Source organism: Vicinamibacterales bacterium (assembly GCA_041659285.1).
In the GTDB taxonomy this organism is placed as follows: Bacteria; Acidobacteriota; Vicinamibacteria; order Vicinamibacterales; family UBA2999; genus 12-FULL-67-14b.
Genome location: JBAZYO010000003.1, coordinates 59,594 through 75,039, shown reverse-complemented (window position 1 = coordinate 75,039; position 15,446 = coordinate 59,594). Strand labels below are relative to the sequence as shown.

Below are 15,446 nucleotides of genomic sequence, written 5' to 3'. Positions count from 1 at the left end.
GGCAATCGCGGTGACCAACGGTCTCGAACAGCTCAGCAAGATCGATTAGGATGGCCCACCATGGCTGACAAACTTCTCGGATCGTTCGTGTGGTGTGAACTGATGTCCACGGACACGGCGGCAGCCGAGTCCTTTTACAAGAAAGTCATGCGGTGGACGTCGGTGCCCTTCGCTCCTGACGGCTCCTACATCGTCTTCAACAACCTCGCGGGCGCAGGCGTGGGCGGCCTGATGCTGCTGCCGGACGCCGCCAGGCAGATGGGCGCGCCGCCGAACTGGATGATGTACGTCGGGACGCCGAACGTCGACGACACCGCCATTCGGATCGCCCAACTCGGCGGCCGCGTGCTGAAACAGCCCGCCGACATTCCCGACGCGGGCCGCTTTGCCGTCGTTCAGGATCCGTTCGGGGCGGCGTTCGGCATCTTCCAGCCCCCACCAAACAGGCCCGGCAGAGGCGGCCAGCCCGGTGTGGGCGACTTCTCGTGGTTCGAGCTCTACACGCCCAACCCAGAGGGCGCGTGGAAGTTCTACGAGACCTTGTTTGGATGGGAGAAGACGTCGGCCATCGACATGGGCGAGATGGGCGTGTACCAGATGTTCGGACGCGGCGGCGGCATCCCCAACGGCGGGATCATGAAGCCGCCACCGGGCGCGCCGGCGGCATGGATGCCCTATGCGCTGGTCAAGGATGCGAAGGCGGCGGCGGCGATTGCGGCCGCCAACGGCGGCAAGATCGTCAACGGCCCGATGGAAGTGCCCGGCGGCGACTGGATCGCGCAAGGCATGGATCCGCAGGGCGCGATGTTCGCCGTGCACTCGCTGAATCCCACCTCCGCCAAGGCTTCCGCCTCCGCTAAAGCTACGGCGGACAGGTCGGCGGGCAAGCCGGCGAAGAAAGCCGCGCCCCCGAAGAAGAAGGCGAAAAAGGCGCCCAAGAAGGCCGCTCCCACCTCCACCAAGGCTACGGCGGGCAAGGCGAAAAAGGCGAAGGCCAAGCCGGTGAAGAGGTCGGCAAAGAAAGCGAAGCCGGCAAAGAAGAAAGCGGCCAAGAAGAAGACGGCGAAACGGAAGAAGTAGAAAGAAGAAGGGCACGGAAGCCAATGGTTTCCGTGCCCTGAAGTTTTCGCGGTCAGCGGATGCGAACCGTGCGCCATCCGCTTGCCGGCTCCCACATTTGCATCTGGCGGGGACCATCGCGATCGGGACACTGATCGCGCCGGTGGGTGATCCGCCCGTCCGCCTCCAGGCTGCGATGCATCTCCCAATAGCGGTCGCCGAACTGGGCGCTGACAAGATCGAGCGACGCCGTGAACTCATAGACCGCGACCGCATCGCCCCGCTCGGCGGGCATCTCGATCGTCCGTGCCGACAGTCGATCGCCGGAAGTAGCGAGTATCACGCGATTGAACGGCGATCCGCTGAGGCGATTCAGCTCGGTCCTCGGAAAAATCACCATCTTCAACGGTGCGTTGGGTCCGCAGGTTTCGCAAAAGTGCCGGCTGCCTGACGGTTCCGGGCCCTGGCCGTCGAGAGCCGCCGCGTCGATGAGCGACACCATGCCGCCGTCATGCGCATTCGAGAAGCCACCAATCGCAAGCCGCCTGTGATCGAGCCATCTCACCTGTTCGATCCAGCCGGCGTGCACGAAGGTCCCACGGCGCCGCCACTCTGCATCAAGGATCGTCAACACGCCTGGATCCCACGTGTAGTGATGGCCGGTCACCGCCACTGAATACTCACCGCCTGCCGGGTTGACGGTGAACGCCGTAATCGCCCACGGCGCGCTGTATGGCTGGCCATGGAAGCTGACGCGATCGGAAAAGGAGAACGTGCGCTGCAGTCGGCCCGTCACGTCGAACAGAGAGAGCTCACCGCCCTCGACCTGATCTTCGTGCTGCCGTGCACGATAGCTGGTCGCGACGTAGACTCCGGGATTCTTCCCAGCCACGACCTGCACAGGCGCGGGCGGCAGGAACGTCCTATAGCCGGCATCGAACTCGTGGCGCCACTGCTCCACGCGCGCCGCATCGCGCGCGATCACGCCGCCGGCAGTGACCTCGACGTCCAGATCGCCGACACCCACCAGGGCCGTCCGGGCATACAGGCCGACGACGAAAGCAAAGGCGACGACCAGCAGCAGGAGCCATGGCCACGACTGCCGCTGACGTGAACTGCCGGTAGGGAGAATCGGCCCGGTCGCGGACGGATCCGACGCCTGCGGCCTGGACTGAGTGAGCCACGCGTCAATCTCCGCGGAATCGGCGAACACCGAGCGGCCAATGCCACCGACGCGATGGACGGGGAGGGCAAGGTTCTTTTCCCAGCGGCGAACGGTCGCAACATCGCGCTGCAGGTAATCAGCGATCGCCTTCCAGGAGTCGAGCCGATGATGCTTTTGGTCGAGATCGGCCATAAGTGCGCCCTAATTATGGTCCGAATCGATGCAATACGCGGAGTTGCGCGGTGTTGCCGGTTGAGCGGGACACGGAAGTGGGCCATGTTTGATGGCTCATGAACAACATTTTTCGTTTGGCCTCTACAGCGCTCGTTTTCACGCTGGCGGCGTGCGGCGGCGGTTCGTCTACACCAACCGCGCCCTCTGCACCGTCGGCCCCTCCTGGTCCGCTATCGACGGCCATAGTCCTCGTGCTGAATGTCTCGGCGACCGTTGAACCAACAGCGACCGGCGTCCTCTACAGGAACACGCTCACGTTGACCGAGTCGAGCCACCGTAGCGGCGCGACCATCGCGTCGATTCGCGTGAACCTGTCCAATGCTACGCGCAACGGGAGCGCGACGTTCGACCGCAACGACAACATCGTGACCGCGCTCGCGTCAGGCGGCTCGAATGTGTATCAGCTCAACGTCACAAGTGATAACCGGGACCCGTTCACGCAGGTGACCTTCGTGGTCACGTATGCCGACAGCGCGGGGGTCGGCGGCAGCTTCACGTCGCCGAGCAGCTCGAGCATCACACCCGTGCCGGCCGCGACCACGCCGCCCGTGTTGGCTCCAGGAGCGCCGAGCGGCAAGTTCGACGGTGTCTACAATTTTTTCATCAGCTATCCCACCAGTGCGACGACCTCGGGCTCCCAGAACATCGCCCGGTTCATGACGATTCGGAACGGCATTATTTCGGCCGCAGATGGACTGATGGCGGGAACGGTGGACAACTTCGGCAACGTCACATTTACGTGGCCCTGCATAATAAGCCCCAGCTTCCTCGCCGACTTCACGGGCCAGATGAACTCGCTGGCCAGACCCAATTTCGGCGAAGGAAAGTACACCTGCAGGAATCCGCACGACGGCCCGCGGTCGTGGCAGGCCAATCAATCGCAATAGGAGAACAAATGAGACGATTTTTTCGCTCGTGGCTTGCGCTGCGATGATGGCCTGCGGCGGGGGCAGTTCATCGTCGCCGACCGCACCAACGGCCGCGACGCCGCCGCCAACGGCGCCTGCGCCGACGCCCGCTCCAGCGCCAGCCCCGGCGCCTGCTCCGGCGCCGGCGCCGGCTCCGACACCCACTCCAACGCCGGCACCAACACCAATATCAGCGACCGGAAGATGGGTGGGCGTAACGCTTGATGGAATGATCATTGAGCCCGGCGCGGGCAGCCCAACCGTGTGTGATATCGAGTTCGATCTCCAGCTTGACTTGACGGCGAGCGGAACGGCGCTGACGGGTACGGCAGTCTCGAAGGTTCGAAAGTGGGTGCCGAATCCGGTGAATTGTGGCCAGATGGGTGCCGAAGAAAAGTGGACCGTGATCAACGGGACCGTCGGATCGGGAACGATCTCGTTCAGCTTCCCGAATCCCGATGGTAGGGGAACAACGATTGATTTTTCCGGAACATTTACCGCCACCCGGATGACCGGGACGGTGGCCAGCTTCGCGGGCCGTCGCGGAACGTTTGCGGTCAACCGGCAGTGAACCGCGGTGTGATTCTCGTCGTGGCCCTCGTCACCGCCTGCAGCGGTTCCAATGGAGGCGGCTCGTCGCCCACCGCGCCAACCGCGGCGACGCCGACCGCCACCACGCCGGCCGGTTGTTCCGGAGCTGCGATACCCCAGGTCGCGGTGGGCTTCAATGGCGGGAGCACCGGCGTCAGCGTCACGTTCCAGTTATACGGGGAAACGTTCAACCAGCAAATCGGCGCGAACCAGAACTTCGTCATCACACGCTCCGTCGTGCCGTGCAATTACGAGCTCGTTGGCCAGATGTTGAGCCTCGGGAACATGGGCGTCAGCTTCGCGCTGACACCGCCGTTCCTGAGTCGCGCCGCCGGCGTCGAAAAGGGGTCAGTGGTCATCGACGAAGGGCCCGAGGGCGTATTCGGGCCCGACAATGTCGCGTGCTCAGTCAGGTTTAACGCGCCGAACGGCACCCCGACCGGGCCGCCGTATAACTTCAAGATCCGGTTCAAGGTCGCGACGTCGAATGCCGTTGACGATCGTGGCGGCGGCTGCGGCCTGCCGGCCACAGGCACACCTGCGCCAGTCCCGACACCCACGCCCACAGGAACTCTGTCCGGAACGTGGTCCGGGACGGTGATCGCCACCATCGGCAACGGCAACCCACGCGCGCCTCTCAACCTGAGCGTCGTGCTCCAGCATTCGAGCACTCGCCTGACGGGCACATTCTCCAGTTACCCCGCCACGCTCGATCTGTTCCCGGGGCAAGTGTCGGGCGCCATTACGAACTTCACCGGCAATTTGACGATTGTCTCGGGGAGCACTGCTGTCATGCCGGGCTCGATGCAAGTGAACACCGGCGATAACACCATGACTGGCACCTTCTCGGGAACCAACACGGACGGCTTGCCGGAGCGCAACGTCTTCTCGCTGCGGAAGCAGTAGAAAGAAAAAGAGGCGGGTCGAAAGACCCGCCTCTTTGATTTATTCGACCTCGGTAATCCCTCTGGCCTCTGCCTCTTCCGGCTCCACGAGATACTCCATCTCACGATCGAGCTCCAGCTCGTCGTCGCCCTGGCCTGAGCAAGCCAGTTGATCGCGAGAGCGATCGACTGGCGCGTCGAAGGCTCGGTTAAACACGAAGGGCGCCACATGAAGTGGCGCCCTACGTTCAGTGTTACTCGACTTCGGTGATCCCCCGGTCGAGTGCTTCTTCCGGCTCGACGAGATATTCCATCTCGCGATCCAGTTCCAGCTCGTCGTCGCTCGGCTGCTGCACCGGCGGCGGCGGTGGCGGCTCGTCCGCCGGAATCTGCACGTGCCGGTACCACCAGAAGCCCGTGCCGGCGGGGATCAGGCGTCCCATCGTCACGTTTTCCTTCAGGCCGCGCAGGTAGTCGATCTTCCCGGAGATGGCGGCCTCGGTGAGGACGCGCGTGGTCTCCTGGAACGATGCCGCCGAGATGAACGACTCGGTCGACAGCGACGCCTTGGTAATACCGAGCAGCAGCGGCTGGGCCTTGGCCGGGTGGCCGCCGTTGCCGATGACGCGCTCGTTCTCTTCCATGAACCGGAACTTGTCAACCTGCTCGTCGACCAGGAATTCCGTGTCGCCGACGTCTTCGACGCGGACCCAGCGCATCATCTGGCGAGTGATCACCTCGATGTGCTTGTCGTTGATGTTCACGCCCTGCAGGCGGTAGACCTCCTGGATCTCGTTGACCAGGTACTTCTGCAGTTCCTTCTCGCCCAGCACGTGGAGAATGTCGTGCGGGTTGTTGGGGCCGTCCATCAGCGGGTCGCCGGCGCGGACGCGGTCGCCTTCCTGGACGTTGACGTGCACACCACGGGGGATGCTGTATTCACGCGGCTCGGCGTTCGGGTCGTCGGCCACGATCATGATCTTGCGCTGGCCCTTGACCACGCCGCCGTACTTGACCGAGCCGTCGATCTCGCTGATCACGGCCGGATCCTTCGGCTTGCGGGCCTCGAACAGTTCGACCACGCGCGGCAGGCCGCCCGTGATGTCCTTGGTCTTGGTAGTCTCGCGCGGGATCTTCGCCAGCACGTCGCCGGCGTTGACCATCTCGCCGTCCTGCACCATCAGGTGGGCACTGACCGGCATGATGTAGCGGCGAATCGTGGTGCCGTTCGCGGACTTGATTTCCACCGTCGGCTGCTTCTTCTCGTCCGGCGAGTCGACGACGATGAGACGGGACAGGCCCGTGACCTCGTCGAGGTCTTCCTGGACGGTGACGCCGTCGATGATGTCCTTGAACCGGATCTGCCCCTTCTCTTCGGTCAGGATCGAGAAGGTGTAGGGATCCCACTCGACGAGGATCTTGCCGGTGTCGACGGCTTCGCCGTCCTTGACCTTGAGACGCGCGCCGTAGACCACCTGGTAACGCTCGCGGTCGCGGCCCTTGTCGTCCTGCACGACGATGAAGCCGGTGCGGTTCATGACCACGATCTCGACGCCGCCGGACGGGTTCGGACGCTCGACCGTCTGCAGGTTGTCGTACTTGGCCACGCCCTTGTGCTTCGAGTCGAGGGTTGACTGGTCGGAAATGCGCGAGGCCGTGCCGCCGATGTGGAACGTGCGCATCGTCAGCTGCGTGCCGGGCTCGCCGATCGACTGCGCGGCGACCACGCCGACCGCCAGGCCGAGCTCGACCAGCTTGCCGGTCGAGAGGTCGCGGCCGTAGCAGCGCTTGCAGACGCCGCGGCGCGAGGCGCAGGTCAGCACCGAGCGGATTTTCACCTTCTCGATGCCGGCGTCCTGCACGTCGGCCGCCAGCTGTTCGTCGATCTCCTGGTTGAAGTCGAGAATCAGGCCGCCCTTGATCGGGTCGACGATCTTCTCGAGCGAGACGCGGCCGATGATGCGGTCGCGCAGCGGCTCGATGACCTCGCCGCTTTCGACGATCGCCCGGGCCTCGATGCCGTCCAGGGTGCCGCAGTCGTGATCCGAGACGATCACGTCCTGCGCCACGTCGACCAGGCGGCGGGTCAGGTAGCCCGAGTCGGCGGTCTTCAGCGCCGTGTCGGCCAGGCCCTTGCGCGCGCCGTGGGTCGAGATGAAGTACTCGAGCACCGAGAGGCCTTCGCGGAAGTTGGCCTTGATCGGCTGCTCGATGATTTCGCCCGACGGCTTCGCCATCAGGCCGCGCATGCCCGCCAGCTGGCGGATCTGCTGCTTCGAACCGCGGGCGCCGGAGTCGGCGAAGATGTAAACCGGGTTGAACTTGCCTTCCTTGTCGCGCTGTTCCATCTCGCCGAACATGGCGTCGGCGATCTTCTCGGTGACGTCCGACCACACCGCGATGACCTTGTTGTAGCGCTCGCCGTTGGTGATCGCGCCCTCGAGGTACTGCTGTTCGACCTTGATCACCTCGTCGTGGGCGTTCTGCGAGAGGACCGCCTTGTTCTGCGGAATGATCAGGTCCTGAATGCCGATCGACATGCCCGAGCGGGTGGCGTAGGTGAAGCCGACCTGCTTGAGGCTGTCGAGCATCTCGACCGTGTTGTCGATGCCGGTCGTCAGGTAGCAATGCTGGACCAGCTGCTGCAGGCCCTTCTTCTTGAGCATGCCGTTGACGAACGGAATGCCCTTCGGCAGCGCGTCGTTGAAGATGACGCGGCCGACGGTGGTGTTGATGATCTTGTTCTCGACCATCTGCACTTCGGTGTGCAGCACGTCCTGGTCGTCGCGCGACGAGGCCATGTCCTGCAGCGGGCCGGTGTAGCGCAGGCGGATCGGGGTCAGCGTCTCGAGCTCGCCGGCCTCCAGCGCCAGGACCACGTCGTCGACGCAGGCAAAGGCGCGGCCTTCACCCTTGGCGCCCGGCTTGGCCTTGGTCAGGTAGTAGCAGCCGAGCACGATGTCCTGCGACGGCACCGCCACGGGCGTGCCGTTGCTGGGCGACAGGATGTTCTTCGACGACATCATCAGCGTCGAGGCTTCGATCTGGGCCTCGGGCGACAGCGGGATGTGCACCGCCATCTGGTCGCCGTCGAAGTCGGCGTTGAACGCCGTGCACACCAGCGGATGGATGCGGATGGCCTTGCCCTCGACCAGCACCGGCTCGAACGCCTGGATGCCCAGGCGATGCAGTGTCGGCGCGCGGTTGAGCAGCACGGGATGCTCGCGAATGACCTCTTCGAGCACGTCCCACACTTCGGGGACCTGCTTCTCGACCATCTCCTTGGCTTGCTTGATGGTGGCGACCAGGCCGCGCTCCTCGAGCTTGTTGTAGATGAACGGCTTGAACAGCTCGAGCGCCATCTTCTTCGGCAGGCCGCACTGGTGCAGCTTCAGCTCGGGACCGACCACGATCACCGAACGGCCGGAGTAGTCGACGCGCTTGCCGAGCAGGTTCTGGCGGAAGCGGCCCTGCTTGCCCTTGAGGGTGTCCGACAGCGACTTCAGCGGCCGGTTGTTGGCGCCGCGCAGCACGCGGCCGCGGCGGCCGTTGTCGAACAGCGCGTCCACCGCTTCCTGGAGCATGCGCTTTTCGTTGCGGATGATGACGTCCGGCGCCTTCAGCTCCATCAGCTTCTTCAACCGGTTGTTGCGGTTGATGACGCGGCGATAGAGGTCGTTGAGGTCGGAGGTGGCGAAGCGGCCGCCGTCCAGTGGCACCAGCGGGCGCAGTTCGGGCGGAATCACCGGCACCACGTCCAGGATCATCCACTCGGGCTTGTTGCTCGACTTGCGGAAGGCGTCGACCACCTTCAGGCGCTTGGCGAACTTCAGCTTCTTCTGCGCCGAGGTCTCGGTGCGCATCCGCTCGCGCATCTCGACGGCGAGCTTGTCGACGCTGACGCGCTTGAGCAGCTCCTTGATCGCCTCGGCGCCCATCTGCGCCTTGAACTTCGAGTAGCCGTGCTCTTCGCGGGCCTTGCGGAACTGGTCCTCGGTGAGCAGCTGGTTCTGCACCAGCTTGGTCTCGCCCGGGTCCACCACCACGTAGGCCTCAAAGTAGAGCACGCGCTCGAGGTCGCGCAGCGAGATGTCGAGCAGGTGCCCGATGCGGCTCGGCAGGCCCTTGAAGAACCAGACGTGGCTGACCGGGGTCGCCAGCTTGATGTGACCGAGGCGCTCGCGGCGCACCTTGGCCTGTGTCACTTCGACGCCGCACTTGTCGCAGATCACGCCGCGATGCTTCATGCGCTTGTACTTGCCGCACAGGCATTCCCAGTCGGTGATCGGCCCGAAGATCTTGGCGCAGAACAAGCCGTCGCGTTCAGGCTTGAACGTGCGGTAGTTGATCGTTTCCGGCTTGGTCACCTCGCCGAACGACCACTGCTCGATCTTCTCCGGCGACGCCAGGCTGATCCGGATCGCGTCGAAGTCGGCGCGCAGGGTGGTCTTGGCGTCGGTGAAGCTTGGTCTCATGTTCATCAACCCTCCAGCACCGGCTCGGCCGGGACTTCTTCGGTCAGTTCCGCCGGCTTGCGTTTCGTGGAGATGAGCTCCACGTCAAGACACAGCGACTGCAGCTCGCGGATGAGCACATTGAACGACTCGGGGAGTCCCGCCGTGAAGGACGCGTCGCCCTTCACGATTGATTCGTAAATCTTCGCGCGGCCGGTCACGTCGTCCGACTTCGCGGTCAGCAATTCCTGCAGGATGTGCGCGGCGCCATACGCCTCGAGCGCCCACACTTCCATTTCGCCGAAGCGCTGGCCGCCGAACTGGGCCTTGCCGCCCAGCGGCTGCTGCGTAATCAGCGAGTACGGCCCGATCGAGCGGGCGTGGATCTTGTCGTCAACCAGGTGCGACAGCTTGAGCATGTAAATGTAACCAACGGTTACATCCTGCTCGAACGGCACGCCGGTCATGCCGTCGCACAGCGTGGTCTTGCCGCCGCGCTGTTCGAGGCCGGCCTTGTCGAGCCAGCCCATGATTTCCTTCTCGGTCGCGCCGTCGAAGACGGGCGTCGCGAAGTAGAGGCCCAGCGCGTGCGCGGCCCAGCCGAGGTGCGTCTCGAGGATCTGGCCGACGTTCATGCGCGACGGCACGCCCAGCGGATTGAGCACGATTTCCACCGGCGTTCCGTCCGGCAGGTAGGGCATGTCCTCTTCGGGCAGGATGCGCGCGATCACGCCCTTGTTACCATGGCGGCCGGCCATCTTGTCGCCGACCGACAGCTTGCGCTTCATCGCGACATAAACCTTGACCAGCTTGATCACGCCCGGCGGCAGTTCGTCGCCGCGGCGGATCTTTTCCTTCTTCTCCTCGAACAGCTGCTTGATGACCTCGACCTGCCGCTCGGTGCGCTCCTCGACCAGCCGCAGATCCGGCTCGAGCGCCGCGTCGTCGGTCTGGATCTTCGAGCGCACCAGGGCCACGAATGGCACCGGCTGCATCGCGTCGATCGACAGCTGCTGGCCCTTCTTGAGCAGCCGCTCGCGGCCGAACTCGTCGAACAGGTCGGCGCGCAGGGTCTGGCCCTGCAGCATGTTGACGACCCGCTTCTTGGTCTCGTCGTGCAGGATGCGGATTTCGTCCTGCAGGTTCTTCTCCATCATGTCGAGCTCTTCCTGCTCGATCGCTTTCGCGCGGTCATCCTTTTCGATGCCCTTGCGGGAGAAGATCTTGACGCCGACGATGATGCCCTCGATGCCCGGGGGGCAAATCAGGGAGGCGTCGCGGACGTCGCCGGCCTTTTCGCCGAAGATCGCGCGCAGCAGCTTTTCTTCCGGCGTCAGCTGGGTCTCGCCCTTCGGCGTCACCTTGCCGACCAGGATGTCACCGGGCTTGACCGAGGCGCCGATGCGGATGATGCCGCTGTCGTCGAGGTCGCGGAGGTAGCCTTCCGAGACGTTGGGGATGTCGCGGGTGATTTCCTCGGGCCCGAGCTTGGTGTCGCGGGCCTCGATCTCGAATTCCTCGATGTGAATCGAGGTGTAGTAGTCGTCGCGCACCATCTTCTCGGACACCAGGATGGCGTCTTCGAAGTTGTAGCCGCGCCACGGCATGAACGCCACCAGCACGTTGCGGCCCAGCGCCAGCTCGCCCAGCTCGGTACACGGACCGTCGGCGAGGACCTGGCCCTTCTGCACCTTCTGGCCTTCGCGCACGATCGGCTTCTGGTTGATGCAGGTGTTCTGGTTGGAGCGCTTGAACTTGGTCAGCGGGTAGATGTCCGCGCCCATGTCCTCGTTGACGTCCGACTCCGACTCGACGCGCACGACGATGCGGGTGCTGTCGACGAAGTCAACGGTGCCGGTGCGGCGGGCCACGGCGACGGCGCCGGAGTCGCGCGCGGTGATGTACTCCATGCCGGTGCCGACGTAGGGCGCCTGGGCCCGCAGCAGCGGCACCGCCTGGCGCTGCATGTTCGATCCCATCAGCGCGCGGTTGGCGTCGTCGTTCTCGAGGAACGGCACCAGCGAGGCGGCGACCGAGACCAGCTGCTTGGGCGAGACGTCGATGAACTGCACCTGCTCGCGCGAGGCGAGGATGAAGTTGCCGGTCTGGCGGGCGTTGACGCGCTCGTCCTTGATGCGCATGTCTTCGTCGAGCGCGACGTTGGCCTGCGCGACGATGTACTGGTCCTCTTCCCACGCCGACAGGTAGAAGCAGAACGGCTCGAACTCGACGCCCTTCTTCTTGGCGCGGCCGTCGGCGCCGACCAGCTCGTCGGCCTCGACGATTTCGCCGTTCTTGTACTTGGGGTGGCCCCCGGCGTTGGTCACCAGCACGTAGTCGATGACCTGGCCGTTCTTGACCTTGCGGTACGGCGACTCGATGAAGCCGAACTCGTTGATGCGGGCGTACGAGCTGAGCGAGCTGATCAGGCCGATGTTCGGGCCTTCCGGCGTCTCAATCGGGCAGATGCGGCCGTAGTGCGTGGTGTGGACGTCGCGCACCTCGAAGCCGGCGCGCTCGCGCGACAGGCCGCCCGGCCCGAGCGCCGAGAGACGCCGCTTGTGCGTCACTTCGGAGAGCGGGTTGGTCTGGTCCATGAACTGCGACAGCTGCGACGAGCCGAAGAACTCGCGGATCGCGGCCATCACCGGCTTGGCGTTGATCAGGTCGTGCGGCATGGCCGTGGCCATTTCCTGGTAGACCGACATCTTCTCCTTGATCGCGCGCTCCATGCGGACCAGGCCGATGCGGAACTGGTTCTCCAGGAGCTCGCCGACCGAGCGGACGCGGCGGTTGCCCAGGTGATCGATGTCGTCGACGTTGGCCGCGTTCTTGCGCAGCTTCAGCAGGTAGCTGATCACCTCGTAGAAGTCCTGCGGGTGCAGGATGCGCTCGTCGAGCGGGGTCGTCAGCTTCAGCTTGGTGTTGAGCTTGAGCCGGCCAACGCGAGAGAAGTCGTACTTCTGCGGGTTGAAGAACATGTTCTCGAACAGCGAACGCGAGCTGTCGAGGGTCGGGGGGTCGCCCGGCCGCAGGCGGCGGTAGATCTCGATCAGCGACTCTTCGTGCGTGCGGATCGGGTCCTTCTTGAGGGTCGCCGACATGATCGGCCCGACCTCGTCGCGCTCGGGGAAGAACACGTCGATCTTCTCGACGCCCTTCTCGTGCGCCATCGCCACCACGCGCTGGCTCAACTCGTCGTTGGCCTCGAGCAGCACCTCGCCGGTGGCCGGATCGACGATGTCGGCGGCGGCGAAGGCGCCTTCGAGCGCCTCGTCGGTAATCGCGATGTCCTTGACCCCGGCCTTGCGCAGGCCCTCGATGTGGGTCTTGGTGATCTTCTTGCCTTCACCGATCGAGACGTCGCCGGCCTTGACGTCACGGCGCGAGCGCTGGCCGACCAGGCCTTCGCCGACCGACCAATAGAGCGCGTTGTCGCGCAGGTTGAGGCGATCGACCTGGTGGAAGGTGCGGATGATCTCGTCGGCGCCGCGCAGCCCGAGGGCGCGCAGGAACACCGAGGCGAGGAACTTCCGCTTGCGGTCGATGCGGACGTAGAGCAGGTTCTTGGTGTCGTACTCGAACTCGACCCAGGAGCCGCGATAGGGGATGATCTGCGCGACGTAGAGGTTCTTGTCTTCCGAGTGGAAGAAGGCGCCCGGCGAGCGGTGCAGCTGCGAGACGATGACGCGCTCGGTACCGTTGATGATGAAGGTGCCGTTGTCGGTCATCAGCGGGATGTCGCCGAAGTAGACTTCCTGCTCCTTGATGTCGCGGATGGTCTTGACGCCGGTCTCGGGGTCCTTGTTCCAGACCACCAGGCGGATCGTCACCTTCAGCGGCACGGCGTAGGTCATGCCGCGCTCCTGGCACTCGTCGACGTCGTACTTCAGCTTCAGCGCGACCGCGTTGCCGCAGATGTCGCACATGTCGCCGCGGGCGTGGTTGCCGGTGCCGCATTTCGGGCACAGCACGTCCTTGTCGCCGTACGGATCGCAGATCAGGGTGTGGCCGCAGCTCTTGCACGGCTTGCGCAGGTGGTGCAGGCCCTGGAGCTTGCCGCACTTGCATTCCCAATTGCCGATCGAGTACTCGATGAATTCAAGCGACGAGTTCTCCCGGAAGTCGCTGATCGGGAAGACCGACTTGAACACCGACTGCAGGCCCTGGTCCTCGCGCTCCGAGGGCAGACGGTTCATCTGCAGGAAGCGTTCGTAGCTCTTCCGCTGGATCTCGATCAGGTTCGGAATCGGAACCGTCGTCTTGATCTTCGAGAAGTCCTTACGCTCGCGGTAGACGTTTTTCGGAAGGCTGTACATGCGTCGCTCGGGGTCCCGGGAGGTGAAAAAAAGTACGGCGGACACCAGGGGCTCACCCCTGGTGTCCGTCACCACGGTCGTAAACTGTCCGCGTCGGTCGAGGTGTTACTTGACTTCGACCTTCGCGCCGGCTTCCTCGAACTTCTTCTTGATGCTCGCGGCCTCGTCCTTGGTCACGCCTTCCTTGATCGGCTTGGGCGCGCTCTCGACGAGGTCCTTGGCTTCCTTGAGGCCGAGGCTGGTGACTTCGCGGACCGCCTTGATCACGTTGATCTTGTTGCCGCCAATGTCGGTCAGGGTCACCGTGAATTCGGTCTGCTCTTCCGCCGGCGCCGCGCCGGCGGCGGCGCCGCCGCCCATCGGCATCCCCATCGGCATCGCCGCCGCGGCGGACACGCCCAGTTCGGTTTCGAGCGCCTTGACGAGCCCCGAGAGCTCCATCACGGTAATGCCCTTGATGTAGTCGATCACCTGCTGCTGATTCACGTCGGCCATTGCTATCGCTCCTTAAGTAAAAAACGGCTGGGGTCCTGGGGCTTGGGGCTTGGGCTCATGCCCGCGCCGCCGCGACCCTATGATTCTTTGCGCTTCGTTTCCGCCTGCACGAGCACGCTCATCAGATCCCTCGGCACCGCGTTCAGCACGCGCACCAGGTTCACCATCGGCGCCTGGAGGAGGAAGAGCAGCTTCGCGTAGAGTTCGGGCTTGCCCGGCAGCGTGGCGAGGCTCGCCACTTCCGCCGCCTTCAAGGTCTGCCCCTGCACCACCGCCGCCTTGATCTGCAGCGCCGGCACCGTCTTCATGAAGGTCGTCAGCGTCTTCGCCAGCGCCACCGGATCGCCGTCGGTATAGGCCACCGCGGTGGTGCCCTCGAAGTATCCCGCCAGCGTCTCGTAGGCGGTGCCCTTCAGCGCCCGCTTGGCCAGCGAGTTCTTGACGACCTTGTAGCTGGCCTTCGACTTGCGCAGCTGCGAGCGCAGCTCCGTCACCTGGGGCACGTTGATGCCCTTGTAGTCCACCAGGATCGCCACTTCGGCGCCCTTGAACATGCCTTCCAGTGCTGTCACTGCGGCGGTCTTGTCGGCTCGTGTCACTGCCATGATTTCTGCCCCGCCTACTTCTTCGCGGCTGTTTCCACGCCGCTTTCATCGATCTTGACGCCGGGGCCCATCGTGGACGACACCGTGATGCTCTTGAGGTACTTGCCCTTCGCCGCCGCCGGCTTGGCCCGCACGATGCTGTCGATCAGCGCCGTCGCGTTGTCGACGAGGTTCTCCGCCGAAAAGGAGGTCTTGCCGACCGGGGCGTGGACGATGCCGGTCTTGTCGACGCGGAACTCCACCTTGCCGGCCTTGATTTCCTTGACCGCCTGCGCCACGTTCGGCGTCACGGTGCCGGTCTTCGGGTTCGGCATCAGGCCGCGGGGACCGAGCACCTTGCCCAGCTTGCCCACCGCGCGCATCATGTCGGGCGTCGCCACCACCGCGTCGAACGCGGTCCAGCCGGCGTTGATCTTCTCGACCAGTTCCTCGCCGCCGACGATGTCGGCGCCGGCCTCGAGCGCTTCCTTCTGCTTGTCCGGGCCGGCAATCACCAGCACGCTCTTGGACTTGCCGAGGCCATGCGGCAGGACCACCGTGCCGCGCACCATCTGGTCGGCGTGCTTGGGGTCGACACCGAGGCGAATCGACAGCGCCACGGTCTCGTCGAACTTGGCGAACTTGATCTTCTGCACGAGCGGGAGCGCGTCAGCCAGTGGATACACCTTGTTCTCCACCTGCCCGCGGGCCGCCGTGTACTTTTTGCCGTGTGTTCTCATGTTTCTCCAACCG

The 15,446-nt window shown here is 64.4% G+C and carries 10 protein-coding genes and 1 pseudogene; 5 read left to right on the top strand and 6 right to left on the bottom strand.

Annotated elements, in window-relative coordinates; genetic code table 11:
- Positions 1 to 60 precede the first annotated feature (60 nt).
- Positions 61 to 1,080, top strand: a complete 1,020-nt coding sequence (locus tag WC815_05230) for a VOC family protein (GenBank protein ID MFA5908156.1) — start codon at positions 61 to 63, stop codon at positions 1,078 to 1,080.
- A 52-nt stretch (positions 1,081 to 1,132) separates the two neighbouring features.
- On the opposite strand, the gene WC815_05225 is transcribed toward WC815_05230, so the two are convergent.
- On the bottom strand, positions 1,133 to 2,416 hold the full coding sequence (locus WC815_05225; GenBank protein MFA5908155.1) for a hypothetical protein: 1,284 nt from the start codon (positions 2,414 to 2,416) through the stop codon (positions 1,133 to 1,135).
- 233 nt (positions 2,417 to 2,649) lie between these two features.
- Here WC815_05225 and WC815_05220 point away from each other — a divergent pair, with 233 nt between their 5' ends.
- Genes WC815_05220 through WC815_05205 form a run of 4 tightly spaced genes read left to right on the top strand, consistent with a single transcriptional unit; the run spans position 2,650 to position 4,863 of the window.
- Entirely contained in the window at positions 2,650 to 3,345 is a 696-nt protein-coding gene (locus WC815_05220; protein MFA5908154.1) for a hypothetical protein, read from the top strand.
- Between the two features lie 33 nt (positions 3,346 to 3,378).
- Positions 3,379 to 3,591: a hypothetical protein gene (locus tag WC815_05215; GenBank protein ID MFA5908153.1), complete on the top strand. Its 213-nt coding sequence runs from the start codon at positions 3,379 to 3,381 to the stop codon at positions 3,589 to 3,591.
- Positions 3,592 to 3,595: 4 nt separating this feature from the next.
- Positions 3,596 to 3,937: a hypothetical protein gene (locus tag WC815_05210; protein MFA5908152.1), complete on the top strand. Its 342-nt coding sequence runs from the start codon at positions 3,596 to 3,598 to the stop codon at positions 3,935 to 3,937.
- A 20-nt stretch (positions 3,938 to 3,957) separates the two neighbouring features.
- Positions 3,958 to 4,863 (top strand): hypothetical protein, encoded by a 906-nt coding sequence (locus tag WC815_05205; protein ID MFA5908151.1) that lies wholly within the window; start codon positions 3,958 to 3,960, stop codon positions 4,861 to 4,863.
- A gap of 232 nt (positions 4,864 to 5,095) precedes the next feature.
- Here the strand turns inward: WC815_05205 and rpoC are convergent, their stop codons facing one another.
- The 5 genes and pseudogenes from rpoC to rplA all read right to left on the bottom strand — a co-directional run bounded on the left by rpoC (position 5,096) and on the right by rplA (position 15,433).
- A complete protein-coding gene (gene rpoC / locus WC815_05200) occupies positions 5,096 to 9,316 on the bottom strand; it encodes a DNA-directed RNA polymerase subunit beta' (GenBank protein ID MFA5908150.1) in 4,221 nt (1,406 codons plus the stop codon).
- A 71-nt stretch (positions 9,317 to 9,387) separates the two neighbouring features.
- Positions 9,388 to 13,614 (bottom strand): annotated as a pseudogene (gene rpoB / locus WC815_05195) (DNA-directed RNA polymerase subunit beta).
- A gap of 105 nt (positions 13,615 to 13,719) precedes the next feature.
- Positions 13,720 to 14,109, bottom strand: a complete 390-nt coding sequence (gene rplL / locus WC815_05190; protein MFA5908149.1) for a 50S ribosomal protein L7/L12 — start codon at positions 14,107 to 14,109, stop codon at positions 13,720 to 13,722.
- A 77-nt stretch (positions 14,110 to 14,186) separates the two neighbouring features.
- The gene (gene rplJ / locus WC815_05185) at positions 14,187 to 14,714 is read right to left on the bottom strand and encodes a 50S ribosomal protein L10 (protein MFA5908148.1); all 528 of its coding nucleotides are present in this window, start codon (positions 14,712 to 14,714) and stop codon (positions 14,187 to 14,189) included.
- Between the two features lie 14 nt (positions 14,715 to 14,728).
- The gene (rplA, locus tag WC815_05180) at positions 14,729 to 15,433 is read right to left on the bottom strand and encodes a 50S ribosomal protein L1 (protein ID MFA5908147.1); all 705 of its coding nucleotides are present in this window, start codon (positions 15,431 to 15,433) and stop codon (positions 14,729 to 14,731) included.
- Positions 15,434 to 15,446: the final 13 nt, after the last annotated feature.

Bases quoted from the DNA above. Each gene is read 5' to 3' on its own strand.
- WC815_05230 (MFA5908156.1), top strand. From the start codon at position 61: ATGGCTGACAAACTTCTCGGATCGTTCGTGTGGTGTGAACTGATGTCC.
- WC815_05225 (MFA5908155.1), bottom strand. From the start codon at position 2,416: ATGGCCGATCTCGACCAAAAGCATCATCGGCTCGACTCCTGGAAGGCG.
- WC815_05210 (MFA5908152.1), top strand. From the start codon at position 3,596: ATGATCATTGAGCCCGGCGCGGGCAGCCCAACCGTGTGTGATATCGAG.
- rpoC (MFA5908150.1), bottom strand. From the start codon at position 9,316: ATGAGACCAAGCTTCACCGACGCCAAGACCACCCTGCGCGCCGACTTC.
- rplL (MFA5908149.1), bottom strand. From the start codon at position 14,109: ATGGCCGACGTGAATCAGCAGCAGGTGATCGACTACATCAAGGGCATT.
- rplJ (MFA5908148.1), bottom strand. From the start codon at position 14,714: ATGGCAGTGACACGAGCCGACAAGACCGCCGCAGTGACAGCACTGGAA.
- rplA (MFA5908147.1), bottom strand. From the start codon at position 15,433: ATGAGAACACACGGCAAAAAGTACACGGCGGCCCGCGGGCAGGTGGAG.